The organism is Pseudomonas sp. TE31087 (assembly GCF_057284075.1).
This window is the reverse complement of record NZ_JBXVNN010000001.1, coordinates 3,387,965-3,412,513: the sequence shown is the minus strand read 5'-3', so window position 1 is coordinate 3,412,513 and position 24,549 is coordinate 3,387,965. Positions and strand designations below refer to the sequence as shown.

Annotated in this window: 19 protein-coding genes; 9 read left to right on the top strand and 10 right to left on the bottom strand. The window is 66.1% G+C overall.

From position 1 onward, the window contains the following. Window positions 1-5 precede the first annotated feature (5 nt). Both ACZ899_RS15310 and ACZ899_RS15305 read left to right on the top strand, forming a co-directional pair. Window positions 6-1,073, top strand: a complete 1,068-nt coding sequence (locus ACZ899_RS15310; protein ID WP_234561318.1) for a helix-turn-helix domain-containing protein — start codon at window positions 6-8, stop codon at window positions 1,071-1,073. Then, window positions 1,054-1,539 (top strand): PIN domain-containing protein, encoded by a 486-nt coding sequence (locus ACZ899_RS15305; RefSeq protein ID WP_234561319.1) that lies wholly within the window; start codon window positions 1,054-1,056, stop codon window positions 1,537-1,539. The genes ACZ899_RS15310 and ACZ899_RS15305 overlap by 20 nt, the downstream gene beginning before the upstream one ends. Before the next feature lie 108 nt (window positions 1,540-1,647). On the opposite strand, the gene ACZ899_RS15300 is transcribed toward ACZ899_RS15305, so the two are convergent. Next, window positions 1,648-2,430 carry a hypothetical protein gene (locus ACZ899_RS15300; protein ID WP_234561320.1) on the bottom strand — a complete coding sequence of 261 codons (783 nt, stop codon included), beginning with the start codon at window positions 2,428-2,430 and terminating at the stop codon, window positions 1,648-1,650. Window positions 2,431-2,689: 259 nt separating this feature from the next. On the opposite strand from ACZ899_RS15300, the gene ACZ899_RS15295 reads away from it, so the two are divergent. Further along, window positions 2,690-3,454 carry a carbon-nitrogen hydrolase family protein gene (locus ACZ899_RS15295; RefSeq protein ID WP_234561321.1) on the top strand — a complete coding sequence of 255 codons (765 nt, stop codon included), beginning with the start codon at window positions 2,690-2,692 and terminating at the stop codon, window positions 3,452-3,454. A 15-nt stretch (window positions 3,455-3,469) separates the two neighbouring features. On the opposite strand, the gene ACZ899_RS15290 is transcribed toward ACZ899_RS15295, so the two are convergent. Continuing rightward, on the bottom strand, window positions 3,470-5,014 hold the full coding sequence (locus ACZ899_RS15290; protein ID WP_234561322.1) for a methylenetetrahydrofolate reductase C-terminal domain-containing protein: 1,545 nt from the start codon (window positions 5,012-5,014) through the stop codon (window positions 3,470-3,472). Window positions 5,015-5,415: 401 nt separating this feature from the next. Between ACZ899_RS15290 and metE the strand changes: the two genes are divergently transcribed. Then, window positions 5,416-7,719 (top strand): 5-methyltetrahydropteroyltriglutamate--homocysteine S-methyltransferase, encoded by a 2,304-nt coding sequence (gene metE, locus ACZ899_RS15285; RefSeq protein WP_234561323.1) that lies wholly within the window; start codon window positions 5,416-5,418, stop codon window positions 7,717-7,719. A 37-nt stretch (window positions 7,720-7,756) separates the two neighbouring features. Here metE and ACZ899_RS15280 read toward each other — a convergent pair whose 3' ends face one another. From ACZ899_RS15280 to ACZ899_RS15270, 3 genes are all read right to left on the bottom strand, one after another. Continuing rightward, complete coding sequence (locus tag ACZ899_RS15280) at window positions 7,757-10,231, bottom strand: TonB-dependent siderophore receptor (protein ID WP_234561324.1); 2,475 nt, start codon at window positions 10,229-10,231, stop codon at window positions 7,757-7,759. A gap of 96 nt (window positions 10,232-10,327) precedes the next feature. Further along, entirely contained in the window at window positions 10,328-11,278 is a 951-nt protein-coding gene (locus ACZ899_RS15275) for a FecR domain-containing protein (protein ID WP_234561325.1), read from the bottom strand. Next, on the bottom strand, window positions 11,271-11,786 hold the full coding sequence (locus tag ACZ899_RS15270; protein ID WP_234561326.1) for a sigma-70 family RNA polymerase sigma factor: 516 nt from the start codon (window positions 11,784-11,786) through the stop codon (window positions 11,271-11,273). Before ACZ899_RS15270 ends, ACZ899_RS15275 begins: the two co-directional genes overlap by 8 nt. A 168-nt stretch (window positions 11,787-11,954) precedes the next feature. Between ACZ899_RS15270 and ACZ899_RS15265 the strand changes: the two genes are divergently transcribed. The 3 genes from ACZ899_RS15265 (at window position 11,955) to ACZ899_RS15255 (ending at window position 16,277) form a co-directional block, all read left to right on the top strand. Next, window positions 11,955-12,581: a DNA-3-methyladenine glycosylase family protein gene (locus tag ACZ899_RS15265; protein ID WP_234561327.1), complete on the top strand. Its 627-nt coding sequence runs from the start codon at window positions 11,955-11,957 to the stop codon at window positions 12,579-12,581. Between the two features lie 180 nt (window positions 12,582-12,761). Next, the gene (gene ada, locus ACZ899_RS15260; RefSeq protein WP_234561328.1) at window positions 12,762-13,820 is read left to right on the top strand and encodes a bifunctional DNA-binding transcriptional regulator/O6-methylguanine-DNA methyltransferase Ada; all 1,059 of its coding nucleotides are present in this window, start codon (window positions 12,762-12,764) and stop codon (window positions 13,818-13,820) included. A 54-nt stretch (window positions 13,821-13,874) separates the two neighbouring features. Further along, the gene (locus ACZ899_RS15255; RefSeq protein WP_234561329.1) at window positions 13,875-16,277 is read left to right on the top strand and encodes a DUF3772 domain-containing protein; all 2,403 of its coding nucleotides are present in this window, start codon (window positions 13,875-13,877) and stop codon (window positions 16,275-16,277) included. Between the two features lie 174 nt (window positions 16,278-16,451). Here the strand turns inward: ACZ899_RS15255 and ACZ899_RS15250 are convergent, their stop codons facing one another. The 5 genes from ACZ899_RS15250 to ACZ899_RS15230 form a co-directional block, all read right to left on the bottom strand. Further along, the gene (locus ACZ899_RS15250) at window positions 16,452-17,669 is read right to left on the bottom strand and encodes a DUF3422 domain-containing protein (RefSeq protein ID WP_234561330.1); all 1,218 of its coding nucleotides are present in this window, start codon (window positions 17,667-17,669) and stop codon (window positions 16,452-16,454) included. 245 nt (window positions 17,670-17,914) lie between these two features. Next, a complete protein-coding gene (locus ACZ899_RS15245) occupies window positions 17,915-18,172 on the bottom strand; it encodes a hypothetical protein (protein WP_062572794.1) in 258 nt (85 codons plus the stop codon). Window positions 18,173-19,312: 1,140 nt separating this feature from the next. Next, window positions 19,313-20,743: an aldehyde dehydrogenase family protein gene (locus tag ACZ899_RS15240; protein WP_186714170.1), complete on the bottom strand. Its 1,431-nt coding sequence runs from the start codon at window positions 20,741-20,743 to the stop codon at window positions 19,313-19,315. A 13-nt stretch (window positions 20,744-20,756) separates the two neighbouring features. Next, entirely contained in the window at window positions 20,757-22,256 is a 1,500-nt protein-coding gene (locus ACZ899_RS15235; protein ID WP_110735906.1) for a purine-cytosine permease family protein, read from the bottom strand. A gap of 85 nt (window positions 22,257-22,341) precedes the next feature. Then, window positions 22,342-22,731, bottom strand: coding sequence for a YybH family protein (locus tag ACZ899_RS15230; protein WP_234561331.1), 390 nt, complete (start codon window positions 22,729-22,731; stop codon window positions 22,342-22,344). 455 nt (window positions 22,732-23,186) lie between these two features. Between ACZ899_RS15230 and ACZ899_RS15225 the strand changes: the two genes are divergently transcribed. Next, a complete protein-coding gene (locus ACZ899_RS15225) occupies window positions 23,187-23,876 on the top strand; it encodes a hydrolase (protein ID WP_110735903.1) in 690 nt (229 codons plus the stop codon). A gap of 36 nt (window positions 23,877-23,912) precedes the next feature. Continuing rightward, window positions 23,913-24,533 carry an isochorismate family cysteine hydrolase YcaC gene (gene ycaC, locus ACZ899_RS15220; protein ID WP_110735902.1) on the top strand — a complete coding sequence of 207 codons (621 nt, stop codon included), beginning with the start codon at window positions 23,913-23,915 and terminating at the stop codon, window positions 24,531-24,533. Window positions 24,534-24,549: the final 16 nt, after the last annotated feature.

Genomic DNA, 24,549 nt, shown 5'->3' with positions numbered 1-24,549 from the left:
AGCCGATGATCGGCGAGCGGCTCAAACGTGCCCGCGCTGCTGCTGGCCTGTCGATGCAGGCGTTAGGTGATCAGGTGGGCGTGAGCGCCAACATGATCAAGAAGTATGAACATGACCAGAGCATGCCCAGTTCTGGCGTGCTCTTGCGTTTGTGCAAGGCGTTGTCGGTGCGCGCGGAGTATTTCTTCCGCCCTGCCAAGGTCGAGCTGGCGGGTGTCGAGTATCGCAAGCGTTGCAGCACGCCCAAGGCGATCCTCAAGCGCATCGAGGCCGATGTGCTGGATCAGGCGGAGCGTTGGCAGGAACTGATCAACCTGTGGCCGGACTATCCCGTGCAGGCGTTCAGCGCGCCGGCAGGGCTGCCCGCACAGTTGGTCTCGCTGCAGGCGGTCGACAGCCTGGCGGACCATGTGCGGCAGCTGTGGGGCCTGGGGGCGAGCCCGATTCCCGATTTGATCGACGTGCTGGAGACGCATGGGATTCTGGTGATCATCACCCAGGTCGATGCGCAGGCGAAGTTCGATGGTTTGCAGGCCAGTGTGGCGGGGCAGCCGGTCATCGTGGTGTCGGCGGACTGGCCGGGTGACCGGCAACGCTTCACCCTGGCCCACGAACTCGGCCACCTGCTGATGCACGGTCGGTTGGCCGAAGGGCTGGACGAGGAAAAGGCCTGTAACCGTTTCGCCTCGGCATTGCTGGTGCCGGCCAGCGCCATGCGGCAGCATCTGGGCAACAAACGCCACATGCTGGAGGTGCGCGAGTTGTATCTGCTCAAGGCGGAATATGGCCTCAGCATGCAGGGTTGCCTGTATCGCGCTGGCGACCTGGAGATCATCCCGCACGCTGTGCGCGAGCGGCTGTTCATGGTGTTCGTCAAACAGGGTTGGCGCAAGCAGGAGCCGGGGGCGGCTTATCGGCAAGAAACCACGCGGCTGTTCCAGCAACTGGTCTACCGTGCGCTGGGGGAGGGGATTGTCGGCGAGTCCAAGGCGGCGGAGCTGCTGGGCATGACGGTCTATCAGTTCCACCAGGCTCGCAAACTGGAGTTACTGGATGCAGATGCTCATCAGTGATGCCAACATCCTGATAGATCTCGAAGAGGGCGAGCTGCTGGCTCAACTCTTCACGCTGCCTTACCAGTTCACTGTGCCGGATATCCTCTATTTCGATGAGCTTGAAGCCCAACATGCGCATCTGCTGGGCCTGGGGCTCGAGCTGGCTGAGCTCAACCCTGCCACCATGCTCTATGCCGTGGAGTTGGTTGGCCGGGTCAGGGGGCCTAGCCGTAACGATTGCTTCGCGTTGGCGCTGGCAAGGCAGGAGAAATGCCCGTTGCTATCCGGGGACGAGGCGTTGCGCAAAGCGGCTTTGCTGGAAGAGGTTGAGGTGAAGGGCACGCTCTGGGTGGTCGAGGAGCTTGTGCGAAGCGAGGTGATCACGGTTGATCAGGCCCATGAGGCCTACCTCAGGATGCGGGCGAATGCGCGGCGGCTACCCTGGGCGGTTGCCCATCAGCGGCTGGATGAGTTCTATCGATAGTGGGCTGTTCAACCTGTGCGCCCGTCATGTATTGGCCGCTGGATCGCCGGGGCCGCTTTGCGGCCCTTCGCGACACGAGGCCGCTCCTACAGGGGGCGATGCAAGGGGTCAGCGGGCGGTTGCCTGCTCGATTAGCAATTGCCAGTTGCGAGCTTCCTGCCAGTCATCGGCGAAGGGCAGTTGAATCCAGTAGGGATGCTGGCCGGCGCTCTGCAACTGCACGTGCAGGGTGAAGGTGCGCACGGTGTCGTGGGTGGTGGTCGAGGTGGAGCGGGACTTGCCGCCGCCGATCATGCCGAACTGATTGTTGAACGCGTAGACGTTGCGCCAGCCGTGCTTGGTGGTGGTCTGGGTGGTGCTGCGGGTGACGGCCTGTTCGTCCACGCGCACTTGCTTGACCACTCGTGGCGCGTCCATCAGCGCATGGCGCTCGCCAACCTCCGGGGCCAGTACATACAGCATACGGCTGTCGGGGAACACCGCCAGCATGCGCCCACCGCGGCAGACCCAGCGATACGCGCCCAAGGCCTTGCTGGCCAGGAACGCCTTGCCTTCCTCCATCCGCGCCGCATCGAGCGTGCGCCAGGCCTTGTCCAGCGCGCGCTGGCGCGGGTACCACAGCACCGACACCGGGTAATACAGCAGCCACAACAGGCACCAGAGCAACACGGCATAGATCGGCCCACCGATGTAATGGCCCTGCCAGATCCACTTGAGCATCAGGTAGCCGCAGTAGGCTGTCTGTACACCCATGAATGCCAGGGTGACCTGGCGTCTGCGCTGGTGCAGGCTGGCTTCGGCCTGCTGTACCTGTTCAAGAGCGCGGCTGAGTGATTCGGACGTGGCGGTGAGGGTGGTATCGGCGGCGGCAACGTGTTGCTGAACTGACATAGGGCATCCTGCGCATGAAGGCAACGCGCCACTCTGGGCGCGACGGGGCGGGAGTATACCTTGGGTAAAAGGCAGGGTTCGAGCCGGGCTCGGGATGCTGGATGTGGTGGGCAAGTTACAGGGCTGAGCGTCGAGCAGCATTGCGTTTTGCGGGCCATCGCGGGGCAAGCCCGCTCCCACGCTGATCCCACCGTTGATGCAACGGTTGTCTTTTGAGCGGCAGCCGAGCAGAGTCTGCCTACCTTGTCAGGAGACGCCCATGCCACCAGCCGTTTTTGCCGCCGCCCAATGCGCCATTCGTGATGGCGACCTCCCTGCCAACCTGGCTTTGCACCTGGCGTTCATGCGCCAGGCCCATGAGCATGGCGTGGACCTGCTGCTCTTCCCCGAACTGTCGCTCACGGGTTACGCCCCCGCGTTGGCCAGTGGCCTGGCGCAGGACCTGGACACGCCGCTGCTGGCGCCATTGCGCCAGTTGGCCCAGGCAGCAGGCATGACCACGGTGGTCGGCATGCCGCTCAAGGTGCCGGGCCAGGACAAGCCGCGGATTGCGGCCTGCATCCTCCACCCGGATGGCTCGATTGCGGTCTATACCAAGCAGCACCTGCATACCGGCGAGGACGTGTTCTTCAGTGCGGGGAGCGGCGGCGAGCTTTTGTCCGTCGCCGGGCTGTCCGTGGCCTTGTCGGTGTGCGCCGATTTCAGCCATCCGGAGCATGCTGCCCAGGCGGCGCAGCGCGGTGCGCAGGTGTATGCGACGGGTGTGCTGATTGGGGAGGGTGGGTATCCGGCGGATAGCGCGTTGCTGCAGGGTTATGCACAGCGGCATGCCATGGCCGTGCTCATGGCCAACCATGGCGGCACCACGGGCGGCTGGGCGGCAGCTGGGCGCAGCGCGTTCTGGGACGAGCAGGGGCGGTGTGTCGTGGCAGCTTCAGGGGCCGGGAATCGGTTGTTGGTTGTTTCTGGTCAGGGTGGGGAATGGCAGGGGGTGGAGGTTTCACTGGCTCAGCACGCAGGCTGATCCGCTGGTGCCTGGCTACAGGTCGTCCAGTGAGACCTTCACTCGTTGTGGCGCAGCCAGGCGCTGCCGCGTTTTGGCAAGCAGGTCGTCGTCGCTCATCGGTGTGGGCTCGGCAGTGGCAAGTGGTGCAGGCTCGAACCACACCGGCCACGAACTGCGATGCCGGTTCTCCATCTGCACGCAAGGAATCAACCGCTCGCGCAACACCTCGGTCCGGCCCACGCTCACCGCCAGCCGATACTTGGCACTGTGCACGCACTCCCGGTCACCAAACTCGCAACGGTCCAGGTTCGTGCCTCCGCAGGGGCCGTTCGCCAGGCCTTTGGGGCAGGTCTCGGGGCAGATGTAGAGCGTGTCCTCCAACCGACAGCTGCCGCAGGTATCGCACCCCACCAGCGGGCGTTTGATGCGTCGCTCCAGCTGATGCAGCCACTGCGCCGCCGTGGGGTTGGCCCACAGCGGCCGGGTCACGGCCCAGCCGAAGGCCTTGCTCAAGGCCGTGGTGCGGCTGAACAGCTGATGGTGCATCGCCGAGAGCAGGTGATAGCGAACCTTTTCCTTGTTCGATGCGGTGATCTGCCATTGCCCGAGGCGCCAGGCGTGTCCGGGGGGATGGAAGGTGACCGGCGCCAGGCCGGGTTCCTGCCAGGCTGCTTGCCAAGCCGGGGTCCAGTCCTGCAGTGAGGTGAACTGCGGCTGCAACGCGTCGATGGCCTGCTCCAGCGCCTCGAACTGCGCCACCTCGTGGATACCGGACAGGTGCACGCCGGCATAGCCCATCAATTTCAGGCCGATCACCTGCAAGGCCAGGCGATGGTTGGCGCGTTCCCTGGCGTAGGCCTTGGACACCGCCGTTTCGGCGGCCAGCAGCGCGCGCATCGACGGCGTGACGGTCACCCCGGCGACATGATCGAGCATCCCGGCGCGCCCTTCGGTCAGCGCCATGATGCAGGCCATCAGCGGCTTGGGCCGGGGCTGGCGCTGCATCCAGTCGAAGGCTTCCCGGTGTTTGTCGATATCGAAACCGAGCTGCAGGATGAACAGGTCGGCGCCAGCGGCGAGTTTCTTTTCGGCCTTGCAGTACTGCGCGCCGCCTTCGGCCTCCTGGTACTTGAATGGGTTGAGCGCGGCGGCCAGCAGCCAGTGGGGGCGGGCCTGGCGGACGATCTGCAAGGCGGCCACGGATTCCAGGTAGCGTACCGGCCGTTCGCCCGGGTTGTGGCCGGGCAGGCGGTCGCCGGTCAGCAGCAGGAGCTGGTCGAGGCCGGCGGCATCCATGCGTTGCAGCTGGGCCAGCAGGTCGCGGCGTTCGCGGTCCTTGCCGGAGAAGTGCAGCAGGGCGGGGACAGGGTTCGAGAGACTGCTGAAGGCGTCCAGCGGCGACATGTCCAGGGCGCTGGCGACGCGGTCGCCGATGGCCACGGTCATGGGCCAGCCGCACAGCCGGGTGCGGGCCATGAGGGTTTCGAGGGTGGCGAAACGCTCGGCGCCGGGCTTGGGGACGAATTCCAGGATGCAGGCGAAGGCGTTGGCGTCCAGGGTCGTTTTCAGCAGGCTCATGGGGTGCGGGCTACCGGGTTGGGGCAGGGTGGCAGTGTGCGGCAGATTGGCGGGTGGGGCATGTCTGATTGCGCGGGGGAATGTGTTGATTGAGACATCCACAAGGCTCTATCAGGCGACGCAGACCCCTGTAGGAGCGGCCTTGCCGAGGCGTCGGACCGGTCGGAAAGGGCTGCGCAGCGGCCCCAGGATTTCAGCGTTCATGCATAAATCGCCGGGGCCGCTTTGCGGCCCTTTCCGACCGGTCCGACGCCTCGGCAAGGCCGCTCCTACAGGGTTCATCATTGCTGCCAGTCATCATGAACAAATCTTGAGTTCATCTCAAATTTAATGAGTTTGTCTCACCTTGTTACAGCGCCCAGAATCCCCTCATTCACATTCAAGGCTCGAGGGACGACAACATGGCACTGGCACACAACCTGGGGTTTCCGCGCATTGGCCGCGACCGCGAGCTGAAGAAAGCCCAGGAAGCCTTCTGGAAGGGCGAGCTGGACGAAGCCGGCCTGCGTGCCGTGGGCCGTGGCCTGCGCGCCGCGCACTGGCAGGTGCAGCAGGCCGCGGGCATCGAGCTGCTGCCGGTGGGCGACTTCGCCTGGTACGACCAGGTGCTCACCCACTCGCTGACCTTCGGCGTGATCCCCGAGCGTTTCCGTGCCAACGACGGTGCCAAACCGACCCTGCAGACCCTGTTCGCCATGGCTCGTGGTGCCGTAGGAACAAAGGGCAGCGACAACTGCTGCGGCGGTGCCCATGCCCAGGAAATGACCAAGTGGTTCGACACCAACTACCACTACCTGGTCCCCGAATTCACCGCCGACCAGCAGTTCGCCCTGAGCTGGGAGCAGTTGTTCGATGAGGTTGAGGAAGCCAAGGCCCTGGGCCACGCGGTCAAGCCGGTGCTGATCGGTCCGCTGACCTACCTGTGGCTGGGCAAGACCAAGGGCGCCGACTTCGACAAGCTGGAGCTGCTCGACCGCCTGCTGCCACTCTATGACCAGATCCTCAACCGCCTGGCCGTGCAGGGTGTGGAGTGGGTGCAGATCGACGAGCCGATCCTCGCCCTCGACCTGCCGCAGGACTGGAAGAACGCCTACGAGCGCGTCTACAACATCCTCCAGCGCGCACCGCTGAAAAAGCTGATCGCCACCTACTTCGGCGGCCTGGAAGACAACCTGGGCCTGGCCGCCAACCTGCCGGTCGATGGCCTGCACATCGACCTGGTGCGGGCCCCGGACCAGTACCCGACCATCCTCGACCGCCTGCCGGCCTACAAGGTGCTGTCGCTGGGCGTGGTCAACGGCCGCAACGTCTGGCGCTGCGACCTGGACAAGGCACTGGACGTGCTGCGCCATGCCCACGAACGCCTCGGTGATCGCCTGTGGGTGGCGCCGTCGTGCTCGCTGCTGCACAGCCCGGTGGACCTGGCGCGTGAAGACCAGCTCGATGACGAGCTGAAGAGTTGGCTGGCCTTCGCCGTACAGAAGTGCCAGGAAGTGGCGCTGCTGGCCAAGGCGCTCAACCAGCCCGAGGCGGCCGATGTCGTCGCAGCACTGGCGCAGAGCCGCGCCGTGCAGCACGCCCGCGCCACCTCGCCGCGTATCCACAAGCCGGCGGTGCAGGCCCGCGTCGCCGCGATCAAGCCCGCCGACAGCCAGCGTGCAACCGCCTTTGAGCAGCGCATTGCCAAGCAGCGTGCCGGGCTGAACCTGCCAGCCTACCCGACCACCACCATCGGTTCGTTCCCGCAGACCTCGGCGATTCGCCTGGCGCGCCAGTCGTTCAAGCAGGGCAAGCTGACCGAGGCGGACTACGTCGAGGCCATGCACAGCGAGATCCGCCATGCGGTGCAGATCCAGGAAAACCTTGGCCTGGATGTGCTGGTCCACGGCGAGGCCGAGCGCAACGACATGGTCGAGTACTTCGCCGAGCAACTGGACGGTTATGTGTTCACCCGCTTCGGCTGGGTGCAGAGCTATGGCTCGCGTTGCGTGAAACCGGCGGTGATATTCGGTGACCTGAGCCGCCCGAAGGCCATGACCGTGGACTGGATCAAGTACGCCCAAGGCCTGACCCGCAAGGTGATGAAGGGCATGCTGACGGGCCCTGTGACCATGCTGATGTGGTCCTTCCCGCGCGAGGATGTGAGCCGCGAAGTACAGGCCCGCCAGCTAGCGCTGGCGCTCCGCGACGAGGTGGTGGACCTGGAAGCCGCCGGCATCAGGATCGTGCAGATCGACGAGGCCGCCTTCCGCGAAGGCCTGCCGCTGCGCCGCAGTGCCTGGCCGCGCTACCTGGAGTGGGCCACCGAGGCCTTCCGCCTGTGCGCCTCGGGCGTGCGTGACGAAACGCAGATCCACACCCACATGTGCTACAGCGAGTTCAACGACGTGATCGAGTCGATCGCGGCGATGGATGCCGATGTGATCACCATCGAGACCTCGCGCTCGGACATGGAGCTGCTGGAGGCCTTCGAGCGCTTCGACTACCCGAACGAGATCGGCCCGGGGGTGTACGACATCCACTCGCCACGGGTGCCGAGCAAGGACGAGATGGTCAACTTGCTGCGCAAGGCGGCCCGGCGGATTCCGGCCGAGCGCCTGTGGGTCAATCCGGACTGCGGCCTGAAGACCCGCGCCTGGCCGGAGACCGAAGCGGCGCTGGTGAACATGGTGGCGGCGGCGCGGGCGTTGCGCGCCGCAGTCTGAAACCCGCGCTGGCTCCCGATGCGGCAGCCAATGCGCTTCAGAAGGTGCCGCGCAGGGTCACCGAGACATTGCGCGGATCGCCCCAGTAGTAGCCGGTCGGCGTCGGCGCCACCTGGCGGTAGTACTTTTTGTCGAACAGGTTGTTGGCGTTCAGCTGCAGCGAGTAGTTGTCGTTGAAGCGGTAGTTGACCATCGCGTTGTACACCGCATACCCCGACTGCGAGGCTTCGGCGCTGCCGCTGCGGTTGTAGATGTCGCTCTGCGCCTGCACGCCGCCGCCCACGGTCCAGGCCTGCAGCTCGCCCGGCAGGCGATAGCTGGTGAACAGGCGCAGCATGCGCTTGGGGTCGGTGGTGCGGATCGGGTTGCCGTTGTTGCCGGTGGTGTCCTTGAGGTACTCGGTGGTGTTGTAGGTGTAGCCACCGGTCACGTTCCAGCCCGGCAGCACTTCGCCGGAAATCTCCAGTTCGAAGCCCTGGCTGCGGTTCTTGCCCGCGGCGACCTTGCAGTAGCCGCTGGTGTAGTTGGGCAGGCACGGGTTTGGCCCACTGAGGTCGTCCAGCGCGTTGCCGACCTGGTAGATGCGGAAGAACGCCAGCGAGGTGTTCAGCCGGCCCTCGTAGAACTCGCCCTTGATCCCCGTCTCGTACGCTTCGCCGGTGACCGGTTCGAGCACGGAGCCGGCGGCATCGGTGTTGGTCTGCGGGTTGAAGATCTCGGTGTAGCTGGCGTAGGTGCTGAAGTTCTCGTTGAGGTCGTAGATCAGCGCGGCGTACGGCACGAGCTCGTTGTCGACGCTGAACTTGCCGCTGGCCTTGGTGTTGTTCTCCTGCTCGTAGTCGTACCAGTTGGCGCGGGCGCCGATGATCGCGGTCAGCGGGTCGGCCAGGGAGATGCGCCAGGTGGCATAGGCGCCTTCCTGGGTGGTGCGGGTGCGCACCGGGTGGGCGGTGATGTCGATGTGCGGGTTGGCCAGGCTGGTCTTCGGGTCCCAGGTGCGGATGTCGAACACGCCCGACTGCACATTGTTGGTGGCCGAGGCGTAGGAGTCGTTGCGGATGCGCTCGACGCCCAGCATCAGCTCGTGGGTGCGGCCAAGCAGGTCGAACGGGCCGTTGAGGGTGGCGCTGAGGTTGTTCTGCAGACTTTCGCCGCCATCGCCTTCGGTCACCTGGTAGCTCATCAGGTAAGGGTTGCGGGTCGGGTTGGCGGTGCCGGTGGCGCGGCTGAAGTAGGTCTGCTTGAAGCCGTTGTCGTCCAGCTCGAAGTGGGTGCGCTGGGCCATCAGCTTGAGCGTCCAGTCGTTGTCGAAACGGTGCTCGAGCTCGGCGAAGGTCTGCAGGTTGCTGCGGTTCCAGCGGTTCCAGTCGGCGCCCAGGTAAGTGCTGCGGCCGAACGGCAGCGGCGAGCCGTCGTAGTCGGCTGGCAGGTTGCCCCAGGCGCCGGTGGCGTCGAGCTGGGTCCATTCCAGGCCGGTGGTCAGGGTGGTGCTGTCGTCGAGGTCGAAGGCCATCACCCCGTACAGCACGTCCTTGCGCTCCTGGCGCGATTGCTGGAAGTGGTCCTTCTCGTCGTGCACCGCGATCACCCGGCCACGCACGTTGCCGGTCTCGGTCAGCGGCCCGGAGAGGTCGGCGACGTAGCGCTGGGCGTCCCAGGTGCCGAGAGTGACGCTGCCTTCGCCCTGGAACTCGTAGGTGGGGCGCTTGCGCACCAGGTTGACGGTGCCCGAGGGGTTGCCGGCGCCGCGCAGCATGCCGGTGGCGCCGCGCAGGACCTCGGCGCGGTCGAGGATTGCCGAGTCGCTCTGGATGAACGAGCCGCCGCCGCTGCTCTGCACCACGGTGGCGCCGTCGTACTGGATGGCGTCGATCTGGTAGCCGCGCGAGTAGTACTGCACCCGCTCGCTGTCGGTGAGGTTGACCACCACGCCGGGGGTCTGTTCGAGCAGGTTGGTGAGGTTGGTGATGTTCTGGTCGTCGATCCGTTGGCGGGTAACCACGGTCACCGACTGCGGGGTGTGGCGGATGCTTTGCGGGGTCTTGCCGATGGTCACCGCCCCGGTGGTGTAGGAGCCGCTATGCTCGGTGGTTTCGCCCAGGCGGTTGCTGGAGATGCTGGTGGCACCCAGCTGCAGGGCGTCGCCGACGTCCAGGGCCGGGAGCAGCAGGAAGCTCTTGTCGCTTTCCTGCTGGACCTGCACGTCGCTGCCTTGCAGCAGGATCTGCAGGGCCTGGGCACTGTCATGCCGGCCTTGCACGCCCTGGGTGGTCTTGCCCCGCAGGCTGGTGGCGTCGAACGACAGGTTCAGCCCGCCCTGGCGCGCCAGCTGGTCCAGCGCGGCGGCCAGCGGGCCGGCCGGGATATTCCAGTCGCGCTGCTGGCTCTGGCTGGCGGGCGCGGCAAGGGCGAGGGTCGGCGGCAGGCCGGCACAGGCCACGCCCAGGCCCAGGGCGGCGGCGCGGATGGCATGGCGCAGGGTGGCGTTGCGGGGGGAACACGGGCGGATCATGAAGCGCTCCTGAAGGTTGGCAGACCACTGTTCGGGCTTGTTTCCTTCAGGCCGGACGAGAATGAGATTCCACCTCATTTATTTTTTGCGATGTTTTCAGGCGGCGTCGATGCTCACCCAGAAGCGTGTGCGGTAGTCGACGCGCACCGGCAGGCTGCGGGCGACCAGCAGCAGGATCTGGTCGGTGTCGGCCAGCTGGAAGGTGCCGGAGACCTTGAGCCCGGCCACTTCCGGCGCGCAGCGCAGCAGGCCGGGGCGGTAGCGCGACAGTTCGTCGATGAACTCGCCCAGGGGCATCTGTTGCACGCTGAGCACGCCATCGGTCCAGCCCCAGGGGTCGTTGTGCAGGGTGGCGGGCTGGAAGTCGCCTTGGGCGAATACCTGCAGCACTTCGCCGGGCTTGACCTGATGCGCGGCGGCAGAGGCGGGGAACAGCGTCACCTCGCCCCGGCGCACGGCCAGCAGCAGGCCCTGGGCATTTTCCCGCAGCAGCAGTTGGCCGCCCTGGGTGCTCAGGGCGCCGATGCGGGTGTCGATGCTGAACGGGCGGTTGTCGTTGGCGTTGCCGTCCAGGCTGACCTCACCGCGCAGCAGGGTCAGCCGGCGCTGCTCGGCGCTGTAGCGCAGGTCGATGGCGCTGGCGGTGTTCAGGCGGACCAGGCTGCCGTCGCTGGCCAGCAGCTCGCGGCGCTCGCCGGTGGTTGTACGGCTGTCGGCCATCAGCGCCGGCAGGCCCAGGGGCTCGCGCGCGGCCCAGCCGACGCTGGCGCCGAGCGCCAGCAGCGACAGCAGCTTGAGGTGGTCGCGCCGGCTCATGCGGCGGCGTTCGCTGCCGGCCAGGGTCTGACGGCTCAGCTCGGCGGGCAGGCTGGCCAGTTCGTCGCCGAGGCTGCTGACCCGCTGCCAGGCCTGGGCATGCTGCGGGTGGCTGGCCAGCCAGCGCTGGAACTGCTGCTCGCTGCGTGGGCCGGGGCTGTCGTAGCGCAGTTTCACCAGCCATTCGATGGCCTGGTCGACCTGGGCCTGGGTCGGGTTTTGGTCAGGCATCGGCGTAGCGGATCCGGTAGCAGACACCCAGGGCCTTGGCCAGGTCGCGCTCGACCGTGGCCCGGGAGACGTCCAGGCGTTGCGCGACCTGGGTGAGGGTGAGGCCGTCGAGCTGGGCCAGCAGGAACGCCTGGCGCACCCGTGGCTTGAGGCGTTGCAGGGCGCGGTCGAGGCGTTCGAGGGTGTCGAGGATCAGCAGGCGCTGTTCCTCGCTGGGGGCTTCAAGCTCGGGCAGGTTGGCCAGGCTCTCGAGGTAGGCTTTTTCCAGGGCGCGACGGCGGAACTGGTCGATCATCAGGCCGCGGGCGATGCTGCTCAGGTAGGCCCGTGGCTCCTTGAGCGGCGAGACCTGGCGCGCCTTGAGCAGGCGCACGAAGGTGTCCTGGGCCAGGTCCGCGGCGTGCTCCCGGCAGCCGACCCGGGCACCGAGCCAGCCGCGCAGCCAGCGGTGGTGCGCCTGATAGAGCAGATCGACCTCGGCCGGTTTCAGCGTGTCTTCGATCTGCATCGTCTGGAGAGCCTGCCCGGATAATGTGATTGTTAATAGTTCTCAATTCTATGCGGGGCGTTGCGGGCGGATCAATGGTATGCCAGTAATTCGATGAGCAAGATTGAGCGTTTCACCGATGAACGGTTGCGCTAGGCTGGAGGATCGTGACGTGAGCGAATGCCCTTGATGATCCTTGCAGACCTTTCCCCGCAGGCCTTTGACGATGCCGCCGCCTGGCTGGCCGGGCAGGACCCGGACTGGGCGCGGCATATTGCCGCCGTGGGGCCTTGCCTGCACCGTGCCACGCCCGGGCGCGAGCCGTACGAGGCGCTGGTGCGGGCCATCGCCTACCAGCAGTTGCACGCGCGGGCGGCCGAGGCGATCCTCGGGCGATTGCTGGCGCTGTTTGCGGAGGGGGCGTTTCCCGCGCCCGAACAGTTGCTGGCGGTGACGCCGGAGGCGATGCGCGCCTGTGGGTTCTCCGCGAGCAAGATCGCCACGGTTCACGGGATCGCCCAGGCGCGTGTGGCGGGCGTGGTGCCCAGCCGGGACGAGGCGCTGCGCATGTCGGATGCCGCATTGGTCGAACGCCTGGTGGCGTTGCGCGGGGTGGGGCGCTGGACCGTGGAAATGCTGCTGATCTACAGCCTGGAACGATCGGATATCCTGCCGGTGGATGATTTTGGCGTGCGCGAGGGGTATCGGCGCATGAAGGGGCTGGACAAGGCGCCGACACCTGCGCAGATGCGGGTATTGGGCGGGGCGTGGAGCCCTCATCGCACCGTGGCGGCCTGGTACCTGTGGCGGGCTTGAAGTGTCGTCCGCCTGCATGGCCCTATCGCGGGGCAAGCCCGCTCCCACAAAGATGGACCATGCTCTCGTGGGAGCGGGCTTGCCCCGCGATAGGGCCCGTGAAAACACCGCAAGAATCGGAGTTCCACGCATCATCCACCCTGCCAGGCTGACGGTATCGAATCCCAGGAGAGGCCCCTGATGAAGCCCGCCCCGACCACCTACACCACCGACGCCGAACGCTGGCACGCCGTGCAGGCCCGCGACACAGCCGCCACCGGCCATTTCGTCTACGCCGTGCGCACCACCGGCGTGTATTGCCAGCCCGCCTGCAAGTCGCGCCTGGCCAAGCGCGAGAACGTCGAGTTCTTCAGCGCCGCCGCCCAGGCCGAGGCCGCCGGCTACCGCCCGTGTAAGCGCTGCAAGGGCGGGCAGGGCAGCCGGCGCACAGACTTGGTGGCCCGCGCCTGCCGCCTGATCGAGGCCAGCGAAAACGCACCCAACCTCGACCAGCTCGGCAGCGAGCTGAACGTCAGCCCGTTCCACCTGCACCGCCTGTTCAAGGCTGAGACCGGCCTGACCCCCAAGGCCTACGCCTCGGCCTTCCGCGCCCAGCGTCTGCGCGAGCGCCTGGACGCCGCCGGCAGCGTCACCGAAGCCATCTTCGACGCCGGCTACAACTCCAACAGCCGCTTCTACGAAAGCGCCGGCGAGCGCCTGGGCATGCGCCCCAGGGAATACCGTGCCGGCGGCCAGGGCGCGACCATCCGCTTCGCCCTGGCCCAATGCGCTCTCGGCGCGATCCTGGTGGCCCAGAGCGAGCGGGGCATCTGCGCGATCCTGCTCGGTGACGAGCCCGAGCCCTTGCTCAAGGATTTGCAGGACAAATTCCCCAAGGCCCAGCTGATCGGCGGCGATGATGCCTTCGAGCGCCTGGTGGCCGAGGTGATCGGCTTCGTCGAGGCGCCGGCCCTGGGCCTGGCACTGCCGCTGGATGTGCAGGGCACCGCGTTCCAGGAGCGGGTCTGGCAGGCGCTGCGCGAGGTGCCGGCCGGGACCACGGTCAGCTACACCGACATCGCCGAGCGCATCGGCGCGCCCAAGGCCGTGCGGGCGGTGGCCCAGGCCTGCGCGGCCAACGCGATCGCCGTGGCCATTCCCTGCCACCGGGTGGTGCGCCGCGACGGCGACCTCAGCGGCTACCGTTGGGGCATCGAACGCAAGCGCCAGCTGCTGGACCGAGAGACGGCACTCTCCTGAGCCTCCAGACCGCGTAGAATTCACGCCCTGTCGAGTTGTGTAGAGGAACATTCGATGAGGCGTGTCAGCCTTGACCGATTCTATGCGGGGATTTTCGCCCTGCTGTTGTGCCTGGCCGTGCCGGCCTGGGCCCAGCCGGCCACGCCGGTATCGCGCCTGGCCGTGGCCGAGCAGCAGGTGCTGGACGAGAACGCCAGCCTGGAGGAGTTGAGCGAACGGCTCGACCAGATCCGCCAGGGCGTCACCAGCAACGCCAACGACGACCTGCTCGCGCAGTTGCGCCAGTCGGCCTTGCAGGTGCAGCGCCAGGCCGATGTGCTGGTCACCCAGCGCACCGCCGACGTGCAGCGCCTGGACGACCAGCTCAACGTGCTTGGCCCGCCGATGGCCGAGGAGGCCGAGAGCCTGACTCGCCAGCGCAAGCAGCTCAACGACGAGAAGAACAAGGTGGTCGCCGAGCAGAAGGACGCCACCACGCTGACCCAGTCGGCCCGTGACCTGTCGACGCAGATCGTCAACCTGCGCCGCAGCCTGTTCAACTCGCAGATCACCAGCCGTGCCGCCAGCCCGTTGAGCCCGGCGTTCTGGTCGAGCCTGATCCGACCCACCGACGATGATGTGGCGCGCTTGCGCGACCTGCGTGGCGAGGTGTCGGACGCCATGGCCAGCGCCTTCAGCGCCGAGCACCGCTGGCTGTTCATCACAGCTCTGGTGGCGGCGGTACTGGTCTGGACCCTGGTGCGGCGAGTGCTGGAGCGACTGCTGGCCGACGCGATGATCCGCTGGCTGCCCGAAGGCCGCCTGCGCCGCAGCGCCCTGGCGCTGAGTGTCAGCCTGGCGACCCTGGGCACCATCTCAGGCTCGGTGTCGTTGCTGCGCTGGGGCCTGGAGAGCAGTGCGGACCTTGGCACGGACCTCGCCAGCCTGACCAACCACATCCTCACCCTGGTGATCTTCAGTGCCTTCATTTCGGGCCTGGGCCGCGCCATGCTGATGTTGCAGCGTCCGTCCTGGCGCCTGCCGCCGATCGCCGACGAAGTGGCCAGTGCCCTGGGCTGGTTCCCCAAGGTCCTGGCCCTGGCGCTGATGGTGCTGCTGACCCAGGAGCGCATCAACAGCGTGATCGGCACCAGCCTGGCGCTGACCCTGGCCACCAACGGCCTGACCGCGCTGGTGGTATCGCTGCTGTTCGTCGTGGCCCTGCTGCGCTATCGCCGTGCCCACCGCCAGCATGACCTGGAACGCCCCAAGGGCCTGGCCGGGCTGATCCCGTTCGTGATCGTGGTGTGGGTGCTGGCGATCCTGCTGACCCTGCTGGCCGGCTACCTGACGCTGGCCTACTTCCTTACCGCCAAGCTGCTGTGGATCAGCGTGGTGGTGGTCTGTGCCTACCTGCTGGTCACGGTGTTCGGCGATTTGTGCGAAACCCTGCTGTCGCCGCGCCAGCCCGGTGGCCTGGCGCTGGCCTCGGCGCTCGGCCTGCAGCAACGCCACCAGGCCCAGGCCAGCACCGTGCTGGCGGGCATCGGCCGCACGCTGCTGCTGTTCGCCGCCGCGTTGCTGGTGTTCATGCCTTCGGGCACCAGCCCGGGCGAGCTGCTGCTGAGCCTGGCGGACTGGGACGGCACCGGCGGCAAGGTGCTGGGCAACCTGAACATCGTGCCCCAGGACATCTTCCTGGCCGTGGCGATCTTCCTCGGTGGCTGGTTCGCCATCCGCGTGGTCAAGCGCTGGCTGAGCGAGCGCCTGCTGCCGGAGACCGACATGGACGCCGGCATGCGTGCCTCGCTGGTGACCCTGGTCGGTTACCTGGGCTTCCTGTTCCTGGCCATGCTGGTGATGTCCACCCTGCACATCAACCTGACCAGCCTGACCTGGGTGGTCAGTGCGCTGTCGGTGGGTATCGGTTTCGGCCTGCAGCAGATCGTGCAGAACTTCATCTCCGGCCTGATCCTGCTCACCGAGCGTCCGGTGAAGGTGGGCGACTGGGTGAGCCTGGCCGGTGTCGAGGGTGATATTCGCCGGATCAACGTGCGCGCCACCGAAATCCAGATGTCCGACCGCTCGACGGTGATCGTGCCCAACTCGCAGTTCATCTCGCAGAACGTGCGCAACGTGACCATGGCCAATGCCCTGGGGGTGGTCAGCGTTACCCTGACGCTGCCGCTGGAAACCGATGCCAACCATGTGCGCGAGCTGCTGCTGGCGGCGTACAAGGAGCATGAGTCGATCCTTGATGCGCCGGCCACGTCGGTGACTTTCAAGGACCTGACGAGCAGCGGCATGGTGATCGGTGTGAGCGGTTACGTGGCGTCGCCCCGGCAGGTGTCGGGCACGCGCAGCGACCTGCTGTTCACCATCCTCGGGCGTTTGCGAGACGAAGGCATTGCACTGTCGTCGCCGCAGAGCATGGTGTTGGTGCAGGAAAATGGGCGACCGGCCGACGAGCCGGCGTGAGGCCATCTCGGCTCTTGTAGGAGCGGCCTTGTGCCGCGAAAGGGCCGCAAAGCGGCCCCGAGATCTTTGCTCAACACTGAAATCTGGGGCCGCTACGCGGCCCTTTCGCGGCACAAGGCCGCTCCTACAGAAATCGTGCAAGAATTGATGACGCGGGTTGGCTCCGCGCCGTTTTCAATGTTGCTTGGCCCGCCGAATCCTCATCAGGATCACCAGCAGCACCAACCCCGCCACCGGCGCCATGCCCAGCATCGCCTCCCGCGCCGTCAGTCCCGCCCCCAGCACATTCAACCCGCCATACAGCAGCTTGAACAGGTTCAGCAGGTAATAGGTGATGGCAATGATCGACAAGCCTTCCACCGCCCGCTGGATCTTCACCTGGGCGTCGGCCCGGGCATTGAGGCTGCGCAGGATTTCGGCGTTCTGCTCCTCCATCTCCACCTGCACCCGCGCCTGCAGCAGGTCGCCCAGGTTGGCGACGTTCTTCGCCAGCTGCTCCAGTCGCTGCTCGGTGGCAACGCAGTAGCGCAGGGTCGGCTTGAATCGCCGCTCGATAAACACCCCCAGGCGCTGGCAGTCGGCGACATGGCTCTCACGCAGCTCGCCCAGGCGTTCGAACACCAGTTGCGCATAGGCCTGGCTGGCGCCGAAGCGGTGACGGGTCTGCACCGTGCGGTCGACCACCTGGCGCGACAGGTGGGCGATGGCTTCGAGCAGGGCCTTGGAATCGTGGGCCGCGCTGCTGGCGCCGCGTTCGGAAAGGCTCACCAGGGTGGCGTCGAAACCGTCCAGCTCTTGGCTCAATGCCTTGGCCGTGTCCAGGGTCAGCGAGGCCATCATGCGGTAGGTCTCGATCTCCAGCAGGCGGCGGATCATGCGGCCCTGGCGATAGGCGTTGAGCCGGCGGTTGATGAACAGCAAGCGGTTGGTGCCGTCCTCGGTCAGGCGGAAATCGCTCCACACCACCGCATCGCCACCGCCGACGCTGGAGCCGCAGGGGTCCTTGAAGCCATAACGGGCGAGGTCCAGGTCCTTCTCGTCGCGTACCAGCACCTGCACGGCGTTGATCACCTGCGCCGCCTGTGGGGCGATGGCCTCGGCGAGCACGGCGGGCAGGGGTTGCCAGTCGCTGTCGTGGGTCGTGCAGGGCACCACCAGGGTCAGGGTGAAGAATTCGGTGTGGCGTTCCCACTTGAACGGGTGGCCGTCCAGCCGGGTGATGCCCTGGGCCGAATGGGTGTCGGGGGCCTCGGGGCAGCAGCGTTGCAGCAGGGCCTGGCAGGCGTTGGCGTCGCCGAGCACGGCAAGGTGGTAGACATGCGCCGGGTCGTCGAAATACAGCGACGGGCGGGCGTGCAGTTCGTTGTGCAGGGCGGTGCGAAGAGGATGCATGGGTGGGCTGGCCTGGTGTTGTGATTGTGGGGCTACCAGGAGGTGTGACTTCGCAGGGCGGGGCAAAAGTCACGGGGTGCCGGGGCCGCGTGTTCGGGAATTACACCTGCCTGTGTAGGAGCGGCCTTGTGCCGCGAAGCGGCCCCGGCGATCTGTCTTGTGGCGCAGACCCTGGGGCCGCTTCGCGCCCCTTTCGCGACACAAGGCCGCTCCTACAGGGATCGTGCAGGGCAGGTCTCCTGGCGTCAGCCGCAAGAGCAGCGGTTCAGCGCATGTTCCGCCAACGCCCGCCCCATCTGCACGTTGTGCGCGGCGTTCACCAGCATTCCCAGTCCGGGTTCGCCGGCCAGGGCGCAGCAGTACTCGTCGATGGTGTCTTCGATACCACGCATCAGCTGGATGGCGTGAAGCAGCGCCTCGGTGGTGGGCATATCGTCGTTGATGGTGAAGAAGGGGCGGTTGAGCGGTTTGGCAGGGGGTGGATCAGGAACGATCTTTTTCATGGGAAGCACTCATTTCGATTGGAAAGGTGCCGCCTCCAGATCCCTCTCACAGGATGAGGGTGGCAGCCGTACGCGGGGTGAGAGACCGGTCGAAATGAGCAAATGCCGGCCAGGCCTGGGCCTGCCCGCGCACAGCCGCCATGGCAGTGCTGCGTGCTTCATTTCGACGGTGGCAGGCTCTCACCCCTGGTCGCCGGTAAGACGACCTAGGGAAGTTAGTCCTGCTGTTGGTCCTCGACAATTCAGACGCGTCGGCAGCGTGCGTAGGGTAATTCCCAAGCTGTTCTGCTTTGAAGCACTTTGTTTCAGGTTCGGAAATCTCTGACAGGCAAGGCTGATTTGCACAGGCAGGGTTTTTATCGCTCTGAGATTGGCCAGAATGATTGGCCTGGCGATGTGGTTCTGGTCATTGCTTCCAAGGAGGTGATTTTGAAAGACACGAATCTTGCGTATGACGAAAGGCCGAACAATCCTGTCTCGGAGGTGGATGAATTGGAGCCTCAGCCATTCGTGGTCGGTGATGAGATGTTTGAAGCGTTCATCGACAACCTCGGATATTACCCACCCAAGGAAAACCAATGCCTTCAAAACCTTTTGAGTAGGCCGAAGCGTTGGATTTGAGTGTGGCAGGTGATGCAAAAGATCAGATCGCAAGTGCGCCATTGCCCGCTGGATCAATGAGGCTGGGCAGAAGTAGCGCGGGTTGTCGTGGGAGCGGGCTTGGCCCTCGATGGGAATGGAGGGCTGGGCTTTCGAGGATACTGAAGACTGTCGCGTGCCGGCGTCCAGGTGTACGACGTTTGTTTTGAGGCGCTTACGAGATCGAGCGCCGCCCGCGCGGCGCATCGCGACGCAAGGCCGCTCCTACATCTGTTTCGGGCCAGTCAATCCTGTGCCATTACCGGGTCCGCCTTGTTGGTACGACGCGGTTTCAGTGTAGGCACCACTGGCGCCTCACCTGTCTCAAGACAGGCACCAAGGCGGGCAACCATGGCCTGACAGGTTCGGTACGTTGCAACAAATGTGGGAGCGGCCTTGCGTCGCGATGCGCCGCGCGGGCGGCGCTCGATCTCGCAGGCGCTGCAAGGCTGCCGTCGAACACCTGCCAGCCTCACGCACCCTGTGAAAGGGCTCAGCTACTCACCCCAAACACCGCGTCACATGCTTCACCGACTGATACCCCGAAAGCCCCCAAGGCCCAAGCTCTCGCCCAATCCCGCTGCCCTTGGTCCCGCCCCACGAGGTCTCGACGAACACCGCCTGCACCGAGTTGATCCACACATGCCCGACCTCCAGCGCGTCGGCCACGCGCTCGGCGCGCTCCAGGTCGGCGGAGCAGACGGTGGCCACCAGCCCGAAACGGCTGTCGTTGGCCTGGGCGATGGCCTCAGCCTCGTTGCCGAAGCGCCGTGCGCAGAGCACCGGGCCGAAGATCTCCTCGCTCCACAGGCGGCTGCTCACTGGCACATCCACGTACAGCGTCGGGCTGACGAACCAGCCGTCACGGTCCAGCGCCTTGCCGCCGGCCAGGCACTTCAGGCCCTCTTCGCGGGCGGTGGCGAAATAGCCGGCGACCTTGAGCCACTGCGCCTGGCTGGTCAGCGGTCCCATGTCCACTTCTTCCGCCAGCGGGTTGCCCACGCGCAATGCTTCCAGCGCCGCCTGCAAGCGCGGCAGCAGGGCGTCGGCGATGCCGTCCTGCACCAGCAGGCGCGAGGTGGCCGAGCACATCTGCCCGGCGTTCCAGGTGATGCCGGCGACGATCCACTCCACCGCCTGGTCGACATCGCAATCGTCGAACACCACGATGGCCGACTTGCCGCCCAGCTCCAGCGTCACCGGCCGGCACTGGGCGGCGGCGGCGCGCATCACCTGGCTGCCAACGCCGTTGCTGCCGGTGAACGACAGCTTGTCCAGGCCGTTGTGGCCACTCAGGGCGGCGCCGGTCTCGGCCTTGCCGCCCACGATGTTCAGCACGCCGGCCGGCAGGCCCAGCACCTCGGCGATCTGGCCGTAGGCCTGCTCGATCAGCGGGGTGACCTCGGAAGGTTTGAGCACCACGGTGCAGCCGGCCGCCAGGGCCGGGGCGAGCTTCCAGGCACTGGTCACCAGCGGGAAGTTCCACGGCACGATCAGGCCGACCACGCCCACCGGTTCCAGACGGGTGCGGGCAGTGAAGCCCGGCGCGGCCAGGGGCACGTCGCGGTTCTTCGCCGGCAGTTGCTCGGCGAGGTCTGCGTAATAGGCGAAGGTGGCGATGGCGTCGTCCAGGTCGATTTCGGCCTCGTGGCGCGGCTTGCCGTTGTTGCGCATCTGCAGGGCGATCAGTTCGTCGCGGCGCTGACCCAGCTGTTCGGCGAAGCCGCGCAGGTAGGTGGCGCGCTCGGCGGCGCTGACCGTCTTCCACGATGCCAGAGCACGGCGCGCGGCGGCCACGGCCTGGTCGACCTGGGCGCTGCTGGCGGCCATCAGTTCGGCGAACGGCTGACCGTCGGACGGGTTGTGCACAACGATGCAGTCGCTGCCCTGGCCTTCGACCCAGCGGCCGTCGATGTAGTGAGGTGTGGTCATGGTCGGATTCCAGTCAGGCCATTTCGGCGGTGGTCACGGGCTTTACGGGCGTACTTTTGCAGCGCACCCAGCGCGGGCCACGGGGGCCGTACACGCCAGCGGGTTCAGGGAACAGGTTGAGCAGGATCAGGTACAGCACGGCGGCGATGCCGAGGGTCACCGGCAGGCTCAGGTCGATGCCGCCGGCCAGTTCGCCCAGCGGGCCGACGAACTGCCCGGGCAGGTTGACGAAGCACAGGCCGATGGCCGCGCTGGGGACCCACGCGCCCATGCCGCGCCAGTTCCAGCCATGGTCGAACCAGTAGTGACCGCCCTGCTGGCCACGGGTGAACACCTGCAGGTCGTCGGCGTGGTAGAAGCCGCGGCGGGTGATCAGGCCGAGGATCATGATCACCATCCACGGGCTTGTGCAGGTGATGATCAGCACGGCGAAGGTCGACACGCTCTGCACCAGGTTGAAGGTAAAGCGGCCGACGAAGATGAAGCCGATGGCCAGCACGCCGATCAGCAGGGTGGCGGCGGCGCGGCTGAGCAGGCGCGGGAACACGCTGGACATGTCCAGGCCGGTGCCATACAGCGCCGTGGTGCCGGTGGACATGCCGCCGATCACCGCGATCAGGCACACCGGCAGGAAGAACCAGCCCGGCGAGATCGCCAGCAGGCCGCCGACGTAGTTGTTGGCGGCGATGTAGTCCGGCGCCTGGCTGGCCACCAGGGTGGCGGTGCACAGGCCGAACAGGAACGGGATCAGCGTGGCGGCCTGGGCCAGGATCACCGCCAGCATGATGCGTGACTTGGCGGTTTCGCGCGGGATATAACGCGACCAGTCGCCGAGGAACGCGCCGAACGACACCGGGTTGCTCATGGCCAGGATCGCCGCGCCGACGAACGCCGCCCAGAAACCGGCCTGGCCGAGGTTGACGCTGCCGGCGTAGCCCGCGTCAAAGGGCCCGGCGAAGGCGAAGATACCCAGCAGGAACAGCAGGCTCGAGGCCCACACCGCGATCTTGTTGACCCACAGCATGAAGCGAAAACCAAAGATGCACACCACCAGCACCAGCACCGCGAACAGGCCGTAGGCCAGGCCCAGGGTCAGGTCGGTTTCCGGCAGGCCGACCAGGCGCTTGGCGCCGCCGACCAGGGCATCGCCCGAGCTCCACACCGACAGCGAGAAGAACGCCACGGCGGTCAGCAACGACAGGAACGAGCCGACGATACGCCCGTGCACGCCGAAGTGCGCGCCGGACGATACCGCGTTGTTGGTGCCGTTGAGCGCGCCGAACAGGCCCATCGGCGCGAGGATCAGCGCGCCCACGCCGACGCCGAGCAAAATCGCCCAGACCCCGGCCTGGAATGACAGCCCGAACAGCACCGGGAAGCTGCCCAGCACGGCGGTGGCGAAGGTGTTGGCGCCGCCGAAGATCAGGCGGAACAGGTCCAGCGGGGCGGCGTCGCGTTGATCGTCGGGGATCTGTTCGACGCCATTGGTCTCGATACCGGTCGAGTGGCTCATGGTGGTGCTCCAGCGCGAATGTTGTCGGCCGTCGGGCGGCCTTGTTGTGGGTGCGATGGCAGTGCGGCAGGGCCGCTTAAGGGAATCAGGCCGGCGAGATGACCGACAGGTGCTCGTGGCAGGCCAGCCAGCGTTCCCCGTGCAAGCGGAAGACGATGGTCTCGCGCTCGTTCAGGTCGAGGGTTTCGCCGGCCACGCGCAGGCGCGTGGCTACATCGTGCATGAAGATCGCCACGTCGCCCTTCAGGCTCACCTGCGCGTTGCTGGACTCACAGCCGAGCACGGCGAATCCGCCCGCCTGCCAGCTGGCCCAGAGTTCTTCGTAGGCGCGGCGTGACAGCAGCGGTTGCGGCACGGTGTGGAAGAGAAAGGTGGCGTCTTCGCTGAAGCAGGCGAAGTAGCGGGCGCTGTCGTTGCTGGCGAAGGCGGCGACGAGGTCGGCGGCGGCCTGCCGTACCTGGAGTGTCTGGTCCACGGGAGTGGCCTCACGGTTTATTGTGATTGTTGGTGAAGCGATTCTGGTGGCGGTGGGCGAGGGGAAAAATCGCTGTGGGCAAATAATCAGTTCAGGAAATCGTGAACCAATGGGCTGACCGACCAAGTAACCGACCAAGTAACCGACCAAGTAGCGCTGCTAAAAGTTGCCGATCCATCAGGCTGGTGATTGGGGCAGGCACTTCATCATCGTTCCCCCAGCGCAACTCTGAGGGTTCACCCATGGGTCTACCGGCCCGCGTCTCTCCTCTCTACCGTTAGCCCTGTCGCCCGTCTGGCCCCAGGCCGCACGGGCATCTCCCACGGCTCGCCGACTGACGGTCGCTTCGTTCAGCCTGCGTTGCCTACTCTCATAGTCCCCACTGTGGATGTGTGGGGCGCGGCCAGACCGCAGCGGCCAGGATGGCCTGTTCTCCACACCTGAAGGAGAGAACGATGAGCAATTTCTCGCAAGCCGCCAACTTCGAAGGCCAGGTGCCACGCATCGACCCCGACAACGCCACCATGCTGCTGATCGACCACCAGAGCGGCCTGTTCCAGACGGTCAAGGACATGCCCATGACCGAGCTGCGGGCCAATGCCATCACCCTGGCCAAGGTCGCCAGCCTGGCGAAGATCCCGGTCATCACCACCGCCTCGGTACCCCAGGGCCCCAACGGCCCGTTGATCCCGGAAATCCACGAGGCCGCGCCACATGCGCAATACGTGGCCCGCAAGGGTGAGATCAACGCCTGGGACAATCCCGAGTTTGTCGCCGCGGTGAAGGCCACCGGGCGCAAGCAGCTGATCATAGCCGGTACCATCACCAGCGTTTGCATGGCCTTCCCCAGCATCAGCGCGGTGGCCGCCGGCTACCAGGTGTTCGCTGTCATCGATGCGTCAGGCACCTACTCCAAGATGGCCCAGGAAGTGACCCTGGCGCGGGTGGTCCAGGCCGGCGTGGTGCCGATGGACACCGCCGCCGTCTGCTCCGAGGTCCAACGCACCTGGAACCGTCCGGACGCCGCCCAGTGGGCCGAGGCCTACAGCGCGGTGTTCCCGCACTACCAACTGCTGATCGAGAGCTACACCAAGGCCCAGGCCGTCGTCACCGGTCATGAGCAACTAGACTCGCAACGCAACTGAACCTGGCTGTTCCCTATCCAAGCAAGGAGATCCACCATGGCATTCCAATACAAGCGTCTGGACAAGAACAACGCCGCAGTCCTGCTGGTCGATCACCAGACTGGTTTGCTGTCGCTGGTGCGCGATATCGACCCGGACCGGTTCAAGAACAACGTGCTGGCGCTGGCCGACCTGGCCAAATACTTCAAGCTGCCGACCATCCTCACCACCAGCTTCGAGACCGGTCCCAACGGCCCGCTGGTGCCCGAGCTCAAGGAGCAGTTCCCCGATGCGCCCTACATCGCCCGCCCCGGCAACATCAACGCCTGGGACAACGAGGACTTCGTCAAGGCGGTGAAGGCCACCGGCAAGAAGCAGCTGATCATCGCCGGCGTGGTCACCGAGGTGTGCGTGGCTTTCCCGGCGCTGTCGGCGCTGGAGGAGGGTTTCGATGTGTTCGTGGTCACCGACGCCTCCGGCACCTTCAACGAACTGACCCGCGACTCGGCCTGGCGTCGCATGGAGGCCGCCGGTGCGCAGTTGATGACCTGGTTCGGCGTGGCCTGCGAGCTGCACCGCGACTGGCGCAACGACATCGAAGGGCTGGGCACGTTGTTCTCCAACCATATTCCCGACTACCGTAACCTGATGACCAGCTACAGCAAGCTGGCCAAGTGACGGTGTGTCCGGGCCC

Bases quoted from the DNA above. Each gene is read 5' to 3' on its own strand.
- ACZ899_RS15270 (WP_234561326.1), bottom strand. From the start codon at position 11,786: ATGCAGATCGAAGACACGCTGAAACCGGCCGAGGTCGATCTGCTCTAT.
- ada (WP_234561328.1), top strand. From the start codon at position 12,762: ATGAAGCCCGCCCCGACCACCTACACCACCGACGCCGAACGCTGGCAC.
- ACZ899_RS15245 (WP_062572794.1), bottom strand. From the start codon at position 18,172: ATGAAAAAGATCGTTCCTGATCCACCCCCTGCCAAACCGCTCAACCGC.
- ACZ899_RS15265 (WP_234561327.1), top strand. From the start codon at position 11,955: ATGATCCTTGCAGACCTTTCCCCGCAGGCCTTTGACGATGCCGCCGCC.
- ycaC (WP_110735902.1), top strand. From the start codon at position 23,913: ATGGCATTCCAATACAAGCGTCTGGACAAGAACAACGCCGCAGTCCTG.
- metE (WP_234561323.1), top strand. From the start codon at position 5,416: ATGGCACTGGCACACAACCTGGGGTTTCCGCGCATTGGCCGCGACCGC.
- ACZ899_RS15310 (WP_234561318.1), top strand. From the start codon at position 6: ATGATCGGCGAGCGGCTCAAACGTGCCCGCGCTGCTGCTGGCCTGTCG.
- ACZ899_RS15305 (WP_234561319.1), top strand. From the start codon at position 1,054: ATGCAGATGCTCATCAGTGATGCCAACATCCTGATAGATCTCGAAGAG.
- ACZ899_RS15300 (WP_234561320.1), bottom strand. From the start codon at position 2,430: ATGTCAGTTCAGCAACACGTTGCCGCCGCCGATACCACCCTCACCGCC.
- ACZ899_RS15250 (WP_234561330.1), bottom strand. From the start codon at position 17,669: ATGCATCCTCTTCGCACCGCCCTGCACAACGAACTGCACGCCCGCCCG.
- ACZ899_RS15235 (WP_110735906.1), bottom strand. From the start codon at position 22,256: ATGAGCCACTCGACCGGTATCGAGACCAATGGCGTCGAACAGATCCCC.
- ACZ899_RS15295 (WP_234561321.1), top strand. From the start codon at position 2,690: ATGCCACCAGCCGTTTTTGCCGCCGCCCAATGCGCCATTCGTGATGGC.
- ACZ899_RS15280 (WP_234561324.1), bottom strand. From the start codon at position 10,231: ATGATCCGCCCGTGTTCCCCCCGCAACGCCACCCTGCGCCATGCCATC.
- ACZ899_RS15255 (WP_234561329.1), top strand. From the start codon at position 13,875: ATGAGGCGTGTCAGCCTTGACCGATTCTATGCGGGGATTTTCGCCCTG.
- ACZ899_RS15240 (WP_186714170.1), bottom strand. From the start codon at position 20,743: ATGACCACACCTCACTACATCGACGGCCGCTGGGTCGAAGGCCAGGGC.
- ACZ899_RS15290 (WP_234561322.1), bottom strand. From the start codon at position 5,014: ATGAGCCTGCTGAAAACGACCCTGGACGCCAACGCCTTCGCCTGCATC.
- ACZ899_RS15275 (WP_234561325.1), bottom strand. From the start codon at position 11,278: ATGCCTGACCAAAACCCGACCCAGGCCCAGGTCGACCAGGCCATCGAA.
- ACZ899_RS15225 (WP_110735903.1), top strand. From the start codon at position 23,187: ATGAGCAATTTCTCGCAAGCCGCCAACTTCGAAGGCCAGGTGCCACGC.